This is a genomic window from Pseudomonas sp. FFPRI_1 (assembly GCF_055384485.1).
Window position 1 is genome coordinate 4109708 of record NZ_AP029168.1, and the last position, 19429, is coordinate 4129136.

The 19429-nt window shown below is 64.9% G+C and carries 16 protein-coding genes; 15 read left to right on the forward strand and 1 reads right to left on the reverse strand.

Going from position 1 to position 19429, the window contains the following annotated elements:
• Positions 1–3 precede the first annotated feature (3 nt).
• From ACZ5BO_RS18205 to ACZ5BO_RS18225, 5 genes are all read left to right on the forward strand, one after another.
• Positions 4–834 (forward strand): carbohydrate ABC transporter permease, encoded by an 831-nt coding sequence (locus tag ACZ5BO_RS18205; protein ID WP_464695994.1) that lies wholly within the window; start codon positions 4–6, stop codon positions 832–834.
• 105 nt (positions 835–939) lie between these two features.
• Positions 940–2043, forward strand: coding sequence for an ABC transporter ATP-binding protein (locus ACZ5BO_RS18210; protein ID WP_464695995.1), 1104 nt, complete (start codon positions 940–942; stop codon positions 2041–2043).
• Positions 2044–2060: 17 nt separating this feature from the next.
• Positions 2061–3545 (forward strand): mannitol dehydrogenase family protein, encoded by a 1485-nt coding sequence (locus ACZ5BO_RS18215; protein ID WP_464695996.1) that lies wholly within the window; start codon positions 2061–2063, stop codon positions 3543–3545.
• A 130-nt stretch (positions 3546–3675) separates the two neighbouring features.
• A complete protein-coding gene (xylB, locus tag ACZ5BO_RS18220) occupies positions 3676–5175 on the forward strand; it encodes a xylulokinase (protein WP_464695997.1) in 1500 nt (499 codons plus the stop codon).
• A gap of 13 nt (positions 5176–5188) precedes the next feature.
• Positions 5189–6127: a carbohydrate kinase family protein gene (locus ACZ5BO_RS18225; RefSeq protein ID WP_464701315.1), complete on the forward strand. Its 939-nt coding sequence runs from the start codon at positions 5189–5191 to the stop codon at positions 6125–6127.
• A 148-nt stretch (positions 6128–6275) separates the two neighbouring features.
• Here the strand turns inward: ACZ5BO_RS18225 and ACZ5BO_RS18230 are convergent, their stop codons facing one another.
• The gene (locus tag ACZ5BO_RS18230; protein WP_025127368.1) at positions 6276–7577 is read right to left on the reverse strand and encodes an OprD family porin; all 1302 of its coding nucleotides are present in this window, start codon (positions 7575–7577) and stop codon (positions 6276–6278) included.
• Positions 7578–8205: 628 nt separating this feature from the next.
• On the opposite strand from ACZ5BO_RS18230, the gene ACZ5BO_RS18235 reads away from it, so the two are divergent.
• From ACZ5BO_RS18235 to ACZ5BO_RS18280, 10 genes are all read left to right on the forward strand, one after another.
• Positions 8206–9558, forward strand: a complete 1353-nt coding sequence (locus tag ACZ5BO_RS18235; RefSeq protein ID WP_464695999.1) for a UDP-glucose dehydrogenase family protein — start codon at positions 8206–8208, stop codon at positions 9556–9558.
• Positions 9555–10574, forward strand: a complete 1020-nt coding sequence (locus tag ACZ5BO_RS18240; protein WP_464696000.1) for an NAD-dependent epimerase — start codon at positions 9555–9557, stop codon at positions 10572–10574. Before ACZ5BO_RS18235 ends, ACZ5BO_RS18240 begins: the two co-directional genes overlap by 4 nt.
• Before the next feature lie 64 nt (positions 10575–10638).
• Positions 10639–11391, forward strand: coding sequence for a sugar transferase (locus ACZ5BO_RS18245; protein WP_025127371.1), 753 nt, complete (start codon positions 10639–10641; stop codon positions 11389–11391).
• 1 nt (position 11392) lies between these two features.
• On the forward strand, positions 11393–12037 hold the full coding sequence (locus ACZ5BO_RS18250) for a CpsD/CapB family tyrosine-protein kinase (protein WP_025127372.1): 645 nt from the start codon (positions 11393–11395) through the stop codon (positions 12035–12037).
• Between the two features lie 22 nt (positions 12038–12059).
• Positions 12060–13082, forward strand: coding sequence for a polysaccharide biosynthesis/export family protein (locus ACZ5BO_RS18255; RefSeq protein ID WP_025127373.1), 1023 nt, complete (start codon positions 12060–12062; stop codon positions 13080–13082).
• Positions 13083–13093: 11 nt separating this feature from the next.
• Entirely contained in the window at positions 13094–14686 is a 1593-nt protein-coding gene (locus tag ACZ5BO_RS18260; RefSeq protein ID WP_025127374.1) for a GumC family protein, read from the forward strand.
• Positions 14687–14697: 11 nt separating this feature from the next.
• The gene (locus tag ACZ5BO_RS18265; RefSeq protein WP_464696001.1) at positions 14698–15795 is read left to right on the forward strand and encodes a glycosyltransferase family 4 protein; all 1098 of its coding nucleotides are present in this window, start codon (positions 14698–14700) and stop codon (positions 15793–15795) included.
• Positions 15792–17159, forward strand: coding sequence for an O-antigen ligase family protein (locus ACZ5BO_RS18270; protein WP_464696002.1), 1368 nt, complete (start codon positions 15792–15794; stop codon positions 17157–17159). Before ACZ5BO_RS18265 ends, ACZ5BO_RS18270 begins: the two co-directional genes overlap by 4 nt.
• A gap of 174 nt (positions 17160–17333) precedes the next feature.
• Positions 17334–18299, forward strand: a complete 966-nt coding sequence (locus tag ACZ5BO_RS18275; RefSeq protein WP_464696003.1) for a glycosyltransferase family 2 protein — start codon at positions 17334–17336, stop codon at positions 18297–18299.
• Positions 18292–19428, forward strand: a complete 1137-nt coding sequence (locus ACZ5BO_RS18280) for a glycosyltransferase (protein ID WP_025127378.1) — start codon at positions 18292–18294, stop codon at positions 19426–19428. The genes ACZ5BO_RS18275 and ACZ5BO_RS18280 overlap by 8 nt, the downstream gene beginning before the upstream one ends.
• Position 19429 lies beyond the last annotated feature (1 nt).

The window sequence follows — 19429 nt, forward strand, 5'->3', positions numbered from 1 at the left end:
GCCATGACCCTGCAACAATCCCGACGCCTGCAAAGCCTGCTGCTGGGCACCCTGGCCTGGGCCATCGCGATCCTGATCTTCTTCCCGATCTTCTGGATGGTGCTGACCAGCTTCAAGACCGAGATCGACGCCTTCGCCACGCCGCCGCAGTTGATCTTCAGCCCGACGCTGGAAAACTACCTGCACATCAACGAGCGCAGCAACTACCTGGCCTTCGCCTGGAACTCGGTGGTGATTTCCTTCAGTGCCACCGCCCTGAGCCTGCTGATCGCGGTCCCGGCGGCCTACTCCATGGCCTTCTACGAGACCCGTAACACCAAGCGCACCCTGCTGTGGATGCTCTCCACCAAGATGCTGCCACCGGTGGGGGTGCTGATGCCGATCTACCTGCTGGCCAAGAGTTTCGGCCTGCTGGACACGCGCATCGCGCTGATCCTGATCTACACCCTGATCAACCTGCCGATCGTGGTGTGGATGGTGTACACCTACTTCAAGGACATCCCCCGGGACATCCTCGAAGCCGCGCGCCTGGACGGCGCCACCCTGCTCCAGGAAATGCTTCGGGTGTTGCTGCCCATCGCCAAGGGCGGCCTGGCCTCGACGGTGCTGCTGTCGCTGATCCTGTGCTGGAACGAAGCGTTCTGGTCGCTCAACCTGACCTCCTCCAACGCCGCGCCGCTGACCGCTCTGGTTGCCTCCTACTCCAGTCCAGAAGGGCTGTTCTGGGCCAAGCTCTCGGCGGTCTCGACCCTGGCCTGTGCGCCGATCCTGATCTTCGGCTGGATCAGCCAGAAGCAGCTGGTGCGCGGCCTGTCCTTTGGCGCGGTGAAATGACCCGCATGCCCCATCCAGCCTGATCCAGACCCTGTCGCCGCAGTTCCGCGCTCATGCCGCCGGATGCTGCGGTCCAGCAACCTACACAGTGAGCGGAGGCCCGTCATGGCCCACCTGAAAATCAACAATCTGCAAAAAGGTTTCGAAGGCTTTTCCATCATCAAGGGCATCGACCTTGAGGTGAACGACAAGGAGTTCGTGGTTTTCGTCGGCCCCTCGGGCTGCGGCAAGTCGACCCTGCTGCGGCTGATTGCCGGGCTTGAGGAGGTCAGCAGCGGCAGCATCGAGCTGGACGGTCGCGACATCACCGAAGTCAGCCCGGCCAAGCGCGACCTGGCCATGGTGTTCCAGACCTATGCCCTGTACCCGCACATGAGCGTGCGCAAGAACATGTCCTTCGCCCTGGACCTGGCCGGGGTCGACAAGGCCCTGGTGCAGCAGAAGGTCGACGAGGCGGCGCGCATCCTCGAACTGGGGCCGATGCTCGAGCGCAAGCCCAAGCAGCTCTCCGGCGGCCAGCGCCAACGGGTGGCCATCGGTCGGGCCATCGTGCGCAACCCGAAGATCTTCCTCTTCGACGAACCGCTGTCCAACCTCGACGCCGCCTTGCGGGTGCAGATGCGCCTGGAGCTGGCACGCCTGCACAAGGAGTTGCAGGCCACCATGATCTACGTGACCCACGACCAGGTGGAAGCCATGACCCTGGCGGACAAGGTGGTGGTGCTCAACGCCGGCCGGGTGGAGCAAGTGGGCTCGCCCCTGGAGCTGTACCACAGCCCGGCCAACCTGTTTGTCGCGGGCTTTCTCGGCACGCCGAAGATGGGTTTCCTCAAGGGCAGCATCACCCAGGCCGACGGCCAGGGCTGCGAGGTGCAACTGCAGGCCGGGGCGCGCCTGCGCCTGGCGCAGAGTGGCGCGCAACTCTGCGTGGGCAGTGCGGTGACCCTGGGCATCCGCCCCGAGCACCTGGAGCTGGGAGCCGCCGGCCCTGGCAGCCTGCAAGTCACTGCAGACGTCGCCGAGCGCCTGGGCAGCGACACCTTCTGCCATGTCCGCACCGCGTGCGGCGAAGCCCTGACCCTGCGCATCCGTGGTGACCTGGCCAGCCGCTACGGCGAACAGCTGAACCTGCACCTGGACCCGGCGCACTGCCACTTATTCGATGCCCAAGGTGTCGCCATCCCGCGTGCCCTGCGCGCCGCTGCCTGATCCCAGAGAGCCCCTGCATGAAACTCAAGCGCTTCAACCTCAGCCAACTGCCGCCCCAGGTGCGGCTGCCCGCCTACACTGCGGCCGACACTCGCCAAGGCATGGTGCACATCGGCGTCGGTGGCTTCCACCGGGCCCACCAGGCCTATTACACCGACGCCCTGATGAACCAGGGCCTGGGCCTGGACTGGAGCATCTGCGGATTTGGCCTGCGCCCCGAGGACCGCCGCGCCCGGGATGACCTGGCGGGCCAGGACTACCTCTACACCCTGTTCGAACTGGGAGATGGCGACAACCATGAAGTGCGGGTGATCGGCTCCATCAGCGAAATGCTGCTGGCCGAGGACGGTGCCCAAGCGCTGATCGACAAGCTCGCCAGCCCGCAGATCCGCATTGTCTCGCTGACCATCACCGAGGGCGGCTACTGTATCGACGACAGCAGCGGCGAGTTCATGATCCACCTGCCGCAGATCCAGCACGACCTGGCCCATCCCCAGCAACCGCGTACCGTGTTCGGTTTCCTCTGCGCCGCCCTGGCCCGGCGCCGGGCCGCGGGGATCCGCGCCTTTACCCTGATGTCATGCGATAACCTGCCGCACAACGGCGCGGTGACCCGCAAGGCGTTGCTGGCGTTCGCCGCCCGGCGTGACGCCGACCTGCACGACTGGATCGCCGAACAGGTGAGCTTTCCCAATGCCATGGTCGACCGCATCACCCCCATGACCAGCACCGCCCACCGCCTGCAGTTGCACGATCAGCACGGCATCGACGATGCCTGGCCGGTGGTCTGCGAACCCTTCGTGCAGTGGGTCCTGGAGGACAATTTCGTCAACGGCCGTCCGGCCTGGGAACAGGTCGGCGTGCAGTTCACCGATGACGTCACGCCCTATGAAGAGATGAAGATCAAGCTGCTCAACGGCAGCCACCTGGCCCTGACCTACCTGGGTTTTCTCAAGGGCTACCGCTTCGTCCACGAGACCATGAACGACCCGCTGTTCGTCGCCTACATGCGTGCCTACATGGACCTCGACGTCACCCCACAGCTGGCGCCGGTGCCGGGCATCGACCTGGCGGCCTACAAGGACACCCTGGTCCAGCGCTTTTCCAACCAGGCGATCGCCGACCAACTGGAGCGGGTGTGCAGCGACGGTTCGTCGAAGTTTCCCAAATTCATCGTGCCGACCCTCAACCGCCTGATCGCCGATGACCGCGACACTGAACGCGCGGCCCTGGTGGTAGCGGCCTGGGCCCTGTACCTCAGGGGCGTGGACGAGAATGGCCTGGAGTACCGGATCCCCGATCCCCGGGCCGAGTTCTGCCAGGCCCTGGTGGCCGACGACAGCCTGCTGACCCAGCGGTTGCTGGCGGTGGAGGAAATCTTCGGCCCGGCAATCCGCCACTCCAGCGCCTTTGTCCAAGCCTTCGAACAGTGCTTCAACAGCCTGCGCGAGCACGGCGTGAGCGCTACCCTGGAGCGTCTGCTGGCCAGGCAGGCCGCCTGAAGCGCGCCACCGGGCCAGGTTCGCCTGGCCTGAGCGAGCGCCGTCGGATCCGGCAGTGGGCACCTGGCACAACCCGCGAGGCCTTAGCACCTCAAACCAGCGCAGCAATGGCGACAGGGATCGACAACCAATGAAGACCACCGCAACGCTTTACCTGGGGATCGACTGCGGCACCCAAGGCACCAAGGCCCTGATCCTCGACAGTCACAGCGGCCAGGTCCTGGGGCTGGGCGCCGCGCCCCACAGCCTGATCAGCGGCGCCCATGGCCGCCGTGAGCAGGACACCGGGCAATGGCTGCAGGCCTGCATCGACGCTACTCGGCAGGCCTTGCAGGCGGCCGGCGTGGATGGCCAGCAGATTCTCGGGGTTGGCGTCTCCGGCCAGCAGCACGGCCTGGTGCTGCTCGATGACCAGGGCCAGGTGCTGCGCCCGGCCAAGCTCTGGTGCGACACCGAAACCCTGGCGCAAAACCAGCGCCTGCTGGATTACCTGGGCGGCGAACAGGGCTCCCTGGACCGCCTCGGGGTGGTCATTGCACCGGGCTACACGGTATCCAAGCTGCTCTGGACCCGGGAACAGTACCCGCAGTTGTTCCAGCGCATCGCCCAGGTCCTGCTGCCCCACGACTACCTGAACTACTGGCTCACCGGGCGTTGCTGCAGCGAATACGGCGACGCGTCCGGCAGCGGCTATTTCAATGTTCGCAGCCGCGACTGGGACCGCGCGCTGCTGGCCCACATCGACCCCGAGGGACGCCTGGAACAGGCCCTGCCGGAGCTGATCGAAGCCCACCAGCCCGTCGCCCGGATACGTCCGCCAATCGCCCGGCTGCTGGGCATCAACCCACGGGCACTGGTGTCCAGCGGCGGTGGCGACAACATGCTGGGGGCCATCGGCACGGGCAATATCCAACCAGGCATCATCACCATGAGCCTGGGCTCGTCCGGCACCGTGTACGCCTACGCCGATGAACCGCCAGCCAGCCCCCAGGCCTCGGTGGCCAGCTTCTGCTCCTCCAGCGGTGGCTGGCTACCACTGATCTGCACCATGAACCTGACCAATGCCACGACTCTGGTGCGCGAGCTGCTGGGCCTGGACCTGGCGAGCTTCAACCAGCGGCTGGGGCAAGCGCCGATCGGCGCCGAGGGCCTGTGCCTGTTGCCGTTTTTCAACGGCGAGCGGGTGCCCGCCCTGCCCCATGCCCAGGGCAGCCTGCTGGGCATGACCCTGGATAACCTGACCCAGGCCAACCTGTGCCGGGCGGTGGTGGAAGGCACTACCTTCGGCTTGCGCTATGGTCTCGACCTGCTGCGCGCCAATGGCTTGCACAGTCGCAGCATCCGCTTGATTGGTGGCGGATCGAAAAGTCCGCTGTGGCGACAGATCGTCGCCGATATCATGGACACCCCGGTAATCTGCACCGGGCAGGCCGAAGCGGCGGCGTTGGGCGCAGCGATCCAGGCCGCCTGGTGCCACGGCCGCGAAAGCGACCCGAGCCTGGACCTGACGTCAATCTGTGAACGTTGTGTCAGCCTCGACCCGGCCAGCCAAACCTGGCCCGTCCCCGAGCACGTGAAGGCCTACGGGCCGGTGTATGAACGCTATCGACAGCATCTGGCAACCCTTTGAAGAGCGAATGACTATGTATCTGGTGTGTGGCGAGGCGCTGTTCGACTTTTTCAGCGCGGATCAGGCAAGTACCCAGGCAAACACCGTGGATTTCCGCGCCATTGCCGGGGGTTCTCCGTTCAACGTGGCCGTGGGTTTGCGCCGACTGGGCATCGATGCCGGATTACTGGCCGGCCTGTCCAGCGATTACCTGGGCCAGCGCTTGCGCCGGGTGCTGGACACCGAGGGCGTGAACACCGACTACCTGCAGACCTTCGACGCCCCCACGACCCTGGCGATGGTGGCCGTGGGCAGCGACGGCTCGCCCCACTACAGTTTCCGCGGCGAAGGCTGCGCCGACCGGCAGTTGCTGGAGGCGCACTTGCCACTGCTGGGCGAAGCGATACGCGGGCTGCACATCGGCTCTTTTTCCCTGGTGGTGCAGCCGATCGCCGACACCCTGCTGGCCCTGGTACGCCGCGAGCAGGGGCGACGCCTGATCAGCCTCGACCCCAATGTTCGGCTCAACCCGCAACCGGATATCCAGCTGTGGCGCCAACGCATTGGCGAACTGGTGAAACATGCCGACCTGATCAAGGTCAGCGACGAGGACCTTGACCTGCTGTACCCCGGGCAAGCGCCGCAAACCCTGATCCAGGGCTGGCTGCAGCAGCGCTGCCAACTGGTGTTCCTGACCCGGGGCGGGCAAGGCGCGAGTGTCTTCAGTCGCCGTCACGGCCACTGGTCGGTGCCGGCGCAGCAGGTCAAGGTGGCCGACACCGTGGGGGCCGGCGACACCTTCCAGGCAGCGCTGATCGCCTGGTTGACCGAGCAAGGCCTGGATTCACCCCAGGGCCTGGAACAGCTGAGCCGCGAACAGATCGATGCCCTGCTGCGTTTCGCCGTCAACGCCGCGGCCCAGACCTGCACCCGCACCGGCCCGGACCTGCCGTACCGGCATCAACTCCCGTAGGAGCCGGCTTGCCGGCGAAGAGGCCCGCGAGCCTTGCGCAATTGCGGATGCCGTCTTCGCTGGCAAGCCAGCTCCTACACAAGCCAGCCCCTGCGCAAGCCAGTTCCTACAAGGGGCATCTCCGTTGCGCCGCTGCAGGAGTCGGCGGTCAGAGCAGTGAGAAGTTGTAGCTGACGATCAGCCGGGTCTCGTCCATGTCGCGGGCGATCTTCTGGTAGTTGCTGCGGTAGGTGGCATTGCGCAGGCGCAGGCTGACATCCTTGAACGTGCCGCTCTGCACCACGTACTTGAGCTCGCTGTCGCGCTCCCATTCGCGGCCTTCGCGCAGGCTGCCCGGGACCTTGATGTGGTCGCCGCTGACGTAGCGGGTCAGGAAGCTCAGGCCATTGAGGCCAATGGCCTTGAAGTCATAGTCATAGCGCAGTTGCCAGGAACGCTCCTGGATCGCGGCGAAGTCGTTGACCTGCACGTAGTTCACCAGATACGGGTTGCTGCCATCCAGGTAAGGCATCGAGTTGTCGCCGTACATGCGCTGCCAGCCGGCACTGAACACGTGCCCAGCCACGCTGTAGCCGAGCATGGTGCTCAGGGCGCGGTTGTCGATGCCGCCGGCGCGCTCGGCGCCAGTGTCGGCACTCTTGAGCAGGCGCAGGTCGCCTTTGAGCACGCCGGGCCCCAGGGGCTGGTTGGCCAGCAGGCCGACAAAATGCTGACGGTAGATGTCTTCCAGCTCGGCGTAGTGGTACTGGCCGGTCAGGCGGTCGTTGAACTTGTAGTCCAGCCCATAGGTGTCGAAGTGATCCGCCGTGGTGTTGCAGGCATAGCGCTTGTTCTTGCAGTGCACGCGGATGTCCTGGGCATCGCTGGAGTCACGTGCGGTGTAGCGGTTCAAGCGGGCCGCGGTCAGCGTCAGGTCCTTGACCTCCCGGGAAGTCAGCAGCGCGCCGTTGAACATGGTGGGCAGCAGGCGCCCGTCGTTGTACTTGAGCAGTGGCAGGTCCGGCAACTGGGCGCCGTACTTGAATACCGTCTGCGAGACCCGGACCTTGGCGGTCAACCCCAGCTTGGCGTACTGGTCCGCCGAACCCCGCGGGTCATGACCGCTGGAAGGCAGCAAGCCGCTGTTGCTGCGGTCGGGGCTGGAATCGAGCTTGATCCCCAGCATGCCCAGGGCATCCAGGCCGAAACCCACTGTGCCCTCGGTGTAGCCCGATTGCAGGTTGAGAATAAAGCCCTGGGCCGACTCCTCACGCTTGGACGCCCCCTGGTCGGTGCTGGTGTGGCCGTCACGAAAATCCCGGTTGAAGTAGATCGTACGCGACTCCAGCTTGGCGCTGCTGTCCTCGAAAAAGCCATCGGCGTTGGCCTGCGGGGCAAAACCTGCGCACAGGACGGCGGCTCCGAGCCCCAGCAGCGGGCACGGATTGAGTAAAGGGAAAGGGGGACGCATGAACAGGCTCCAGCAGAAAATCAGTGACGCGCGGTAAAGAAAGACCCAGGGGAAATTCACCCTGCAAATCAAAGAGTGCAAGTTGAATTGATTGAATCAATGAAGACCGACAATGGTGGCAGATCGCCTTGTCCTGCCCAACCCGACTTTAGTCGGACCTGGCCTGAGCAGCACCTCGAGAAGCCTGGTAAAAATCACAAAAAACCTATCAATTTCAACAGTTTTTACTGATTTCTCGAGGCGTCAATAAAACCTCCTACTCGATCATAATCAACACTATGAATGGTGCCTCGCTAGTCGACAATGGCAAAAAAACATCACCGCTCAGGTCGAAAATGTTGCCATTCGTCGGTTTTTTTTAGATTTCTCACGCTGTAAACAAGTATTTGACGCTTTCCATGATGACCATCATGAATAGATATAAATCATTGTTTTATATGGATTTTATCCATAACGAAAATTAAATAAAACAGCAGTGTCATTTATGTAACACGGATAAACGTCAATTAACCGCCTCATCATTGTGATAGTGTCAAAAAAAGAGCGTGATAGCGGCCTTGTGCCATAACCCTTTCAGAACGGTGAGCGATGTCCTCACCCAACACTCATCATGGACGAGGTCATTTCCTTGGAAGTCAGCGTTTTTGGTACTGGCTATGTCGGTCTGGTACAAGCAGTCGCTCTCGCCGATGTTGGGCATAACGTGGTCTGTGTCGATATCGACAGCCACAAGATCGCCCAACTGCAGCGTGCCATTCCACCGATTCACGAACCGGGCCTGGCGACCCTGATCGAAGAGAATCAAAAAGCCGGCCGACTGCATTTCACCACCCAGGCCAGCGACGCCGTGAGCCATGGGCAAGTGATCTTCATCGCAGTCGGCACCCCCTCCAATGAAGACGGCTCGGCGGACCTCGACCATGTCCTGGCGGTGGCCCGCAACATTGCCTGCCTGATGCTCAGCGACAAGACCTTGGTGATCAAGTCCACGGTGCCGGTGGGCACCGCCGACCTGGTGATCGAGACCGTCGCCGAGCAACTGGCCGATCTGGGCAAGTCCGAGCTGCGGGTGCATGTGGTCTCCAACCCGGAGTTCCTCAAGGAAGGCTCGGCCGTGGCCGACTGCATGCGCCCGGACCGGATCATCGTCGGTTGCTCCCACGAGCAGCCGCGCCAGCAGTTGAGCGAACTGTACGCGCCGTTCAACCACAACCATGACCGCCTGATGTTCATGGACAACCGCAGCGCCGAGCTGGTCAAGTACGCGGCCAACGCCATGCTCGCCACGCGCATCAGCTTCATGAACGAGATGGCCAACCTGGCCGAACGCCTGGGGGTAGACATCAACGCCGTGCGCAAGGGCATCGGCGCCGACCCGCGGATCGGTTACCACTTCATCTACCCCGGTGCCGGTTTCGGCGGCTCGTGCTTCCCCAAGGACCTGCGGGCGCTGATCCACACCGCCGAGAGCCACGGCCTGGAGCCGCACATGCTCAAGACCGTGCGCGACGTCAACGAGCAGCAGCGCCATGTGTTGTTTCGCAAGCTCAAGGCGCACCTGGGCGACAACCTCCAGGGCAAGGTGATCGCGCTCTGGGGCCTGGCCTTCAAGCCCAACACCGATGACATGCGCGAAGCCACCAGCCGCTACCTGATGGAGGCACTGTGGGACGCCGGGGCCAAGGTCTATGCCTACGACCCGGAAGCCATGACCGAATGCCGGCGCCTGTACGGCTACCGCGACGACCTGCACCTGTGTGCAACCCGCGACGACACCCTGCAATGCGCCGACGCCCTGGTGATCTGCACCGAGTGGAAGGCCTTTCGCGTGGTCGACTTCAAGCTGCTGCGGGACAAGCTCAACGATCGCCTGGTCGTCGACGGACGCAACCTCTACAACCCGCAACAAGCGGCGGATGCCGGGCTGCACTACCTGAGCATCGGCCTGCCCTACCGTGTGCCCGAGGCTCTGAGCGCATGAATATCCTGATCACCGGGGCCGCCGGGTTTATCGGCGCCCATACCGCACTGCGTTTGCTCAAGGATGGGCACCAGGTCACCGGGCTGGATAACTTCAACGACTACTACGACCCCCAGCTCAAGCACGACCGGGTGCGCTGGGTGGAACAGCAGGTGGGGCACTTTCCCCTGCTGCGCCAGGACCTGGCCGACAGCGAGGGCCTGGAGCGACTGTTCGCCGAAGTCCGTCCCCAGGTGGTGATCAACCTCGCCGCCCAGGCCGGAGTGCGTTACTCCCTGGAGAACCCCAAGGCCTACCTGGACAGCAACCTCACCGGCTTTCTCAACCTGCTGGAGATGTGCCGGCGCTACCCGGTGCAGCACCTGATCTACGCCTCTTCAAGCTCGGTGTACGGCGCCAACCAGCAGACCCCGTACAAGGTCAGCGACAACGTCGACCACCCGCTGTCGCTGTACGCCGCGAGCAAGAAAGCCAACGAACTGATGGCCCACAGCTACAGCCACCTGTTCGGCGTGCCCGCCACCGGCCTGCGGTTCTTCACCGTCTACGGTCCCTGGGGCCGGCCGGACATGTCGCCGATCCTGTTCGCCGACGCCATCAGCCAGGGCCGGCCGCTGAAACTGTTCAACTATGGCATGCACCAGCGCGACTTCACCTACATCGACGACATCGTCGAATCCCTGGTACGCCTGCTGGGCAAGCCGCCAACGCGCGACCCGCTGTGGGACCGCGAACAGCCGGACCCGTCCACCAGCATGGCGCCCTGGCGCCTGTTCAACATCGGCGGCCAGCGCCCGGTGGAACTCAAGGACTACGTGGCGACCCTGGAAAAGCTCCTCGGCCACCAGGCCCAGGTGGAATACCTGCCCCTGCAGCCTGGCGACGTGCTCAACACCTGCGCCGATGTCAGCGCCCTGGAAAACCTCACCGGTTTCGGCCCGCAAGTGCCCCTGGAAGACGGCTTGAGCCATTTCGTCCAGTGGTACCAGAGCTACTACCAGCGCGGCGCTTCCTGAGCCGCGGCTCGCCTCCCTGCTCGTTTTCTCCCAACCCTTTGCAATGGAAGTACTTCCGGTGGATATGGAAAGACCCTTCTCCGCGCCTGCAACCGAGGCGCCTGCACCGGCGCGCATCGATCGCCGCAACGATTCGTTCCGGCGCAAGGTCCAGGCCGCCATCGATCTGCAGCAGCACGGCTGGATCAGCGGTCGCAACGGCGGCCGCTCCTGGACCCTGTCACGCAGCAAGCGCCTGACCTCGGCACTGCTGGCGGCACTGCTGCTGGTGCTGCTGTCGCCGCTGCTGCTGGGTGTGGCCCTGCTGATCAAGCTCACCAGCCCGGGCCCGGTGTTCTTCGTGCAATTGCGCACCGGTTTTCGTGGCCGGCGCTTTGGCATGTACAAGTTCCGCACCATGGTGGTCAACGCCGAAGCCCTGAAGGATTCGGTGCGCCATCTGAACAAGCACGGCCCGGACTCGGTGGACTTCAAGATCGACCGCGACCCGCGGATCACCGGGATCGGCGGCTTCCTGCGCCGTACCAGCCTCGACGAGCTGCCGAACCTGATCAATGTGGTGCTCGGCCAGATGCGCATCGTCGGCCCGCGCCCCACCTCGTTCCATGCCCAGACCTACAAGGAACATCACCTCGGCCGCCTGAGCATCTACCCCGGGATCACTGGCCTGTGGCAGGTGTCCGGGCGCAGCGATGTGGACTTCGACGGCCGGGTGACCCTCGACATGACGTACATCTTCCGGCAGAGCCCCTGGCTCGACCTGAAGATCCTGATCAAAACCCCTTTCAAGGTCCTCAACGGCCATGGAGCAAGTTGAAATGGCGGCAGCAACCTTAGCCAGTCTGAACATCCAGAGCCCCAGCGAAAGCAACCTGGCAGTCACCGTGCTCGACCAGGAGTTGCGGGTGATCCTGCTGACGGCGGCCAACCGCAACAGCGGCATCACCAGCAGCAGCCTGAGCATGGCCAATGAATTGGCGCGCACCAGTCGCGGCCGGGTGTTGCTGGTGGACACCAGCCTCTCGGAAAACAGCCTGACCCGGCGCCTGGACCTGGGCGAGCGCGAAGGTTTCCTCGACCTGGCCCTGGCCGATGTCCCGCCCTCCCTGGCCTCGTGCATCGAGCGCAGCGAAGCGCTGGATTTCGATTTCCTGCCCCTGGGCCGCCGCCAGCAGTACAGCGAGCGCCTGACTCCGGAACTGCTGCGCGAACTGCTGCAGGTCCTGGCCGAGGAATACCGCTTCGTGATCATCGACGGCGACCCGGTGTACAGCAGCGGCGACATCCTCACCCTGAGCACTCAGGTGGACGGTGTGGTGCTGGTGGTGCGCAGCGAGGAAACCCGCTGGGAGGTGGCCCAGGCTGCCGCGCAACGGCTGATCCAGGCCGAGGCGAAGCTGATCGGCAGCGTGTTCAACGCCCGCAAGTACTACATGCCCAAGTGGGTTTATGACCGTCTCTGACCGGCACAAGGACCGTGTAACCATGAACAAGCCAACGCTCTCCCTGCTGAGCCTGTCGCTGCTGCTGGCGGCCCTCGGCGGCTGCGTCAACCGCGAGCCGCAGCAAATGCCGGTGCAGATCCTCAGCGCCCCGGCCGACCAGGCCCAGCTCACCGAAGTCATGCCCATCGAACAGGTGCTGCGGCCCCAGGACGTGCTCGACGTGATCTTCCACATCGGCACCACCAGCCAGCAGCGCTACCTGGTGCAGCCCGGCGACCAGGTGGACGTGAGTTTCCTCACCGCGCCGGAACTGGGCGGCAGCAAGCTGGTGCTGCCCGACGGCAGCATCGACATGCCCTACGTGGGCAATATCCAGGTCGCCGGGTTGTCCGCCGAACAGGCGCGCCAGGCCCTGGAAACCCAGTACGCCAAGGTCTTGAAGAAGCCGCAGATCACCTTTTCGATCTCCCACGCCATGGCCCAGTTGGACAACCTGCGCACCAGCCTGACCAACCCGGCCACCGGCCTGAGCCGCGAGATCGTGGTCGGCTCCGACGGCCGCGCCAGCTTCCCGCTGCTGGGCAGCCTGTCGTTGCAGGGCAAGAGCCTGAGCGAGCTGCAGCGCCTGATCAACCAGCGCTATGCCAAGGAAGTCGGCCCGGTGAGCGTCGATGTGCTGCTCAAGACCACCGCCGCCAACGAGGTGTTCGTCATGGGCGAAGTCGGCCAGCCGGGGGCCTATCCGATCCGCCGGCCGATTTCGGTGCTTGAAGCCCTGACCCTGGCCAAGGGCGCCGGCCCCACCGCGCGCCTGGATTCGGTGGTGATCATGCGGCGCAAGGGCAACCAGGTCGAAGCCCGGGTCTATGACGCCGATGCGGCGCTGGACGGCAAGGCCCTGCAGTTCGCCTACCTGCAGCCCGACGACATGCTCTACGTGCCCAAGACCCGCCTGGCCAAGGCCGGCGCCCTGAGCAAGCAGCTGGCGGACGTGATCATGTTCCAGGGTGTCGGGTTCAGCTTCGGCTACCGCGTCGACAACAAAGAAACGAACAACAACTGAGTTCCCTCTTGATGACCAAGATCGAAAACTACCTGCACGAGTTCCTGCTCGTGTTCTTTGTCAATCGGCGCCTGATCAAGCGGGTGTTCCTGGGTTTCGCCGTGGTCGCGCTGCTGCTGCCGCTGGTACTCAAGCAGAGCTTCGAGATCACCGCGGAAGTCATCGTGCAGTCCAAGAAACTGTCCCAGACCGACGCCAACACCATGCTCACCCCGGACAGCGACAAGTTCATTCCGCCGTCCCTGGCCGACATGGAGACCGAGAGCAACATCCTGCGTTCGCCGACCCTGATCCGCACCACCATCGACCAGTTGCGTAGCGAGGGCCAGTTCGGTGGCAGCGAGGGCCTGTTGACCCGGCTGATCGTCAAGCCGATCCGCAATGGCCTGATCGACCCGCTGCGCAACCATGTGATCAACCCGGTGCGCGGCTTCTTCGGCCTGGCCGTGGACCCGGTGCGCGACACCAGCCTGGATGCCTTCACCGACCAGGCGGTCAAGGACCTGAAGATCGGCACCCTGCCCGGCTCCAACGTGATCTCCATCGTCTACGCCAGCCCCAATGCCGCCGAAGGCACGCGCTTCGTCGAGCGCCTGCTGGCCAACTACCTGAAGAACCGCCAGGACCTGCAATCCAACGAACTGCCCGAAGCCTTCTATGAACAGAAGAAGGCCCAGTACCAGTCGCGCCTGGATGACCTGGAAGGCAAGCGCCAGGCCCTGCTGGAAGCGGCCCACGCCTCCGACCCCAAGGAAGAGATCACCTTCCGCCTGAACGCCATCAACACCGAGGAACAATCCCTCAACGGCTACCGCGACCAGGCCCTGGAGAACCAGCGTCGCCTGGACTACCTGCAAAAGAACCTGGCCGCCGCGCGCAAGGGCAGCCTGACCGACTACACCTTCCCCTTTGCCTTCGCCAATACCGTGGACAACGTGGCTTATGAAGACCGCGAGATCAAGCAACTGGGCGAGCAACTGACCAACCTGGTCAGCCAGTACGGCACCACCGCCGACACCTACCGCGCCGACAGCGTGCCGATGCAGCAGCAGCGCGAGCAGATCACCCGGGCCCGCGCGCAATTCCTCAAGGTCGTGGAAAACCGTGTGCGCGAGCGCAGCAGCGACCTGCAGATCACCCAATCGGTCATTGCCCAGAAGACGGCGCGAATCAACGAATACAAGACCCGGGTGCGCGACCTGCAAGAAGTCCTGAGCAAGTTGCGCCAGCTGGACACTGAAATCGATGCCTTGCACAAAGCCTTCTTCACCTACACCCAGCGCTACGAAGAGAGCCGTGGCGAACGGATGATCAGTGGCGAGCTGTCCAACGCGCGGGTCCTCAGCCAGCCTTACGAACCCAGCGAGGCAGCGTTTCCCAAGCCGATGCTGATCATTCCCCTGGGCCTGCTCACCGGCCTGCTGCTGGCCATCGCCCTGGGTTATGTCTACGAGTTCTTCGACCACCGCTTCAAGCACCCGGCCCAGGTCAGTGATCACCTCGGCCTGCCGGTGCTGATGGTGCTCAATGCGGTCGAGGAGCAGCAGGTCAACCCCTACCCGCGCTGGACCTGGCGCTGGGCCTGGTATTGGGCCAAGCAGTGAGCGACCTGAGCATGGCCGCACAGCCCATCGTGCACCTGATCCACAGTGGCGGCTTCTACGGTGCCGAACGCATGCTGCTGGATCACTGCCGGGTCACACCGGGGCAGCACCGGGTGGTGTTCCTCAACGCCCCCGATGCCCTGTTGGCGCGTTTCACCGATGCCGGCGTACCGAGCCACAACTGCCGGTGCCTGAAGAGCCTGCTGGCGCACCTGCGGCAACAGCCGGGGCTGCTCAACGCGCACAACTTCAAGGCCCAGGTGTTTGCCTGGGTCTGCGCCCGACGCCTGCACCTGCCCCTGGTCCTGACCCAGCACGGCTTTACCCCGCGCAGCCTGAAACAGAAGCTCTACACCTGGACCAGCCTGCGCCTGTGCCGCAGCCGGCAGGTACGCCGGGTCGCCTGCGTGGCCCAGAGCATCGCCCAGTTGCACCTGCGGGCTGGGGTGGCCGAGAGCAAACTGCTGGTGATCCCCAATGGCCTGCCGGAGCTTGCGGTGGAACTGCCCACGGCCCCTGCGGCGCCATTGCTGCGCAGTGAAGTACGGCGCGAGGAACTGGGGCCCCTGGTGGGGTTTGTCGGCCGCCTGAGTGCGGAAAAAGGCCCGGACCTGTTCCTCGACGCACTGATCGCCCTGTGTCACCAGCGCCCGGAGCTCAAGGCCGTGCTGCTCGGGGATGGCGAGCAGAACCAGGCCCTGCGCCAGCGTATCGAAGAGGCCGGGCTGGCCCTGCGGATCCTGTTGCCGGGGTACCAGCAGGACATGCAGCCCTGGCTCAAGCGCCTCAATGTGCTGGTACTCAGTTCACGCACCGAAGGCACCCCGATGATTCTGCTCGAAGCCATGCAGGCCGGCACCCCGGTGGTGGCCTTCGCCGTGGGCGGGATTCCCGATGTGCTGCAGCACCGGCACAACGGCCTGCTGGCCAAACCCGAGGACAGTGCCGACCTGGAGCGGCAGATCGGCCAACTGCTGGATGACCCGGCCCTGGGCGAGGCGCTGGCCCAGGCCGCCCGCGCCACGCAGCGCAAGCACTATCACCTGCCGACCCTGGCGCAACGCTGGGATGAGCTGTACCGCGTTGCCAGAGAGGCCACCCCGGTATGATCGCCGCACCTTTTCTCGGGCTCCTGCTGGGCCTCGCCAGCTTGCTGCTGCTCGCCAGTCCCTGGCCGTTTCTGGCGCCGCTGGTGGTAGTCGGGCTGTTCGGCCTGGCCCTGCTCTATCGCCGGCCCGGCTGGGGCCTGCTGGGGATCTGCGCCCTGGTGCCCTTCGAAGGCCTGTTCAAGGACAGTGCGTTTTCCGGGGCCAAGCTGCTGGGCGCCTCGCTGATCCTGATCATGCTGTTCAAGCTGCTGTTGCGGCAGATCCCCGACACCCGACTGCGCAGCAACCTGTGGCGGGCCCTCGGCCCGTTCCTGCTGTGCCTGCTGCTGAGCCTGATGTACAGCGAGAACCTGCTGGTGTCCCTGGACAGCCTGCGGGAGCTGGCGGTAGGCCTGGTGCTGTTCTTCGTCACCCTGCTGATCGCCCGCGAAGTCAACCTGCTGATGCTCTGCCGCCTGCTGGCGGTGAGCGTGGCGATCACCTGCGTGATCGCCCTGGTTTCCGCCAAGTACCAGGTCGGCGGCCGCGCCATCGGCCTGTTGCAGGATGCCAACTACTTCGCCTTGCTGATCGCCATGGCAGTGCCGCCGGCGATCTTCCTCGCCCTGCGCTCACCCCACTGGCCGGTGCGGCTGTTCTGGATCGGCATCAGCCTGACCCTGATGGCCGGGATGACCAAGACCGACTCGCGCTCGGGGCTGCTGGTGGTGCTGTTCACCCTCGCCATCGGTGCCTGGCACTACCGCGACCGGCTCAAGGGCCTGCGGCCCAAGCACCTGGGGTTCGCCATGTTCGCCGTGGCGATCATCGTGCCGGTTGGGATTGCCGTGCTGCCGGCGGACTACGTGGCCCGGATCCAGTCCCTGGGCATGCTCAAGTCCGGCGCCCATTCCGCGGACACCTCCCTGGGCCGGCGCACCTCCTACCTGGTGGTGGGCGGCCAGATGATCCGCGAAAACCCACTGCTGGGCTCGGGCCTGGGGACCTTCCCGATCCACTACGCGCAGACCGGTTTCGCCAGCAGCTTCTCGGAGAACATGAACGAGCCGGACCTGTTCCGCCGGGCCCACAACACCTACCTGGAACTGTTCAGCGAACTGGGCATTCCCGGCGGCCTGAGCTTTGTTGCGCTGATGCTCATGGGCCTGCGCAACTTCGAACGGGCGCGCCTGGCATTCCTCGCCCGGGGCCAGCGCGAACAGGCCGACATCGCCACCCACCTGGGCCTGAGCCTGCTGGCCCTGGCGGTCTTCCTGCTGTTTCTCAGTGCGCCGAACCACAAGTACCTGTGGATTTTCCTGGCCCTGTCCAGCGTGCTGCGAGTGCAGGCCGAGCAAGCCTCGACGCATCCCGGCCCTAGCTGATCCGGCGCGCCCCGTGGCTGCGGGCCAGGCGCCCTCCACACCCGCCCGGCCTCGCGCCCTTGGGGGTCGGGCACGCCCTCGGCAACGGCCGCAGGCACAGGAAGCAGACCGCAGAACCCAGCGCCGTGACCCGGCGCCCATGACAACAACGCAATCTGGCCAAGGGAGGCAAAGATGCAAAGGATCAGCGTGATAGTGCCCATGTACAACGAGGCGCGTCACATCACCCGGACCCTGGACAGCGTGATTCGCGCGGCCAGGGCCGCCGCCGTCGACTGCGAATTGATCGTGGTCGACAACGGCTCCACCGATCGCGGCCCGCAGCAGGCCCGGGAACGGGGGGCGCAGGTCCTGCTGTGCCCCGGCATCAGCATCGGTGCCCTGCGCAATCGCGGGGCCGCGGTGGCCACGGGCGACTGCCTGGCGTTTCTGGATGCCGACATCGAGGTCCCCGGCAACTGGCTGCAACTCTGGCAGCAGACCCTGGAGCAACAGCGCGCGGAGGTCTTCGCCCTTGATTGCGCCGCCCCTGAAAGCGCGCCCTGGTTCGCCCGGGCCTGGCAACGTCGCAGCCTGGCTGCAGGCGGCCAGGCGCGCCTGCTGCAATGGATGCCGACCCCCAACCTGTGCCTGCAACGCATCTGGTTCGAGCGTGTCGGCGGCTTCGATGAACAGCTGCGCACCGGCGAGGACAAGGATTTTGGCCTGCGCCTGCACGCGGCTGGCGCCCGGCAGTTGAGCCTGCCACAGCCCCAGGTGTTGCACTGGGGCTTCGAAGGCAGTTGGGGTGAATGGGCCGGCAAGGAACGCTGGCGCCAGGGCAGCCATGTGCAACTGCTCAAGGGCAGCGGTTTCAATTGGCGTCTCTTGCGCTTCCCGCTGCTGTGCCTGGCCTGCGCCGCCCTGAGTGCGCTGGCCTTGCTCGGCCTGCTGCTGGGCCGGCCGGGCATCGCCGCTCTGTGCCTGCTGAGCGGCGCTCTGGCGCCCCTGGTCCTGGCCTTGCGCCAGGGCCTGCGGCAACGCGACCCGCTATTCGTCCTGCAACTCTGGCTGCTGCACTGGGTGCGCCTGCACCTGGGCGCCGCGGCCCTGGTTCAGGGTCTGTTCAACCGTTCTGCAGTGAGACCTGACCGTGGCTAAAACAATTTTCTGGCTGTGCCTGCTACTGCCCGTCTATGCCTGGGTCGGCTACCCCTTGCTGCTGGCCCTGCTCAGCCTGTTCGTCAAGCGCCGCCCCGAGGAACAGGGCCCGCCCCTGTCGGTCAGCGTGATCATCGCCGCGCACAACGAAGGCCCGCACATCGAGCACAAGCTGCGCACCCTGCTGGCGCAGGACTACCCGGCCACGGACCTGCAGATCATCCTCGCCAGCGATGGCTCCAGCGACGACACCGTGGCCACGGCCCTGGGAGTGCGCGACTCACGGGTAGTGGTCCTGGACCTGCCTCGGGTGGGCAAGGCCGGGGCGTTGAACGCCGCGGTGGAACTGGCGCGCAATGACATCCTGGTGTTCACCGATGCCGACAATCAATGGTCCAACGACACCTTGGGCAAGCTGCTCGCGCCCCTGGCCGACCCCCAGGTCGGGGCCTGTGGCGGGCACATGATCATTCCCGATCCGGGGCACAACCTGAGCCTGGGCGACAGCCTGTACCGCCACTACGAAGCCTGGCTGCGCCAAGCGGAAAACCGCACCGGCTGCATGGTCTCGGCCGACGGCGCGCTGCTGGCCCTGCGCCGGGAGCTGTTCCAGCGGATTCCACCACAGGTCAACGATGACTTCTTCCTCAGCACCTGCGCCCCGGTGGCGGGCAAGCGCATCGTCTATGTGGAAGAGGCCCAGGTCCTGGACCAGGGCGTAGACGAAGCCGGCAAGCAGTTCCGCCGGCGCATCCGGGTCACGGTCGGGGGCCTGCAGAGCCTGGCCCAGCGCCGCGAGCTGATGAATCCCTGGCGTCACGGCGCCTATGCCATCGCCCTGATCAGTCACAAGCTGATCCGCCGCCTGGCACCGGTGCTGTTGCTGCCGCTGCTGCTCAGCAGCCTGTTGCTGTGGAACGCCGGGGCCTTCTACAGCCTCAGCCTGATCGCCCAGGTGCTGGGCTACGGGGCCGGGGTGCTGGGGCTGCTGGACAGTCGCGGGCGATTGCCCAAGGTGTTTCGTCTCGCCGGCTTCGTGCTGGTGACCCTGGCCGGCATGAGTGTGGGCCTCTGGCAATTTCTCCGCGGGCAGCACTACGCCCAGTGGAACCCACAACAGAACCGCTGAC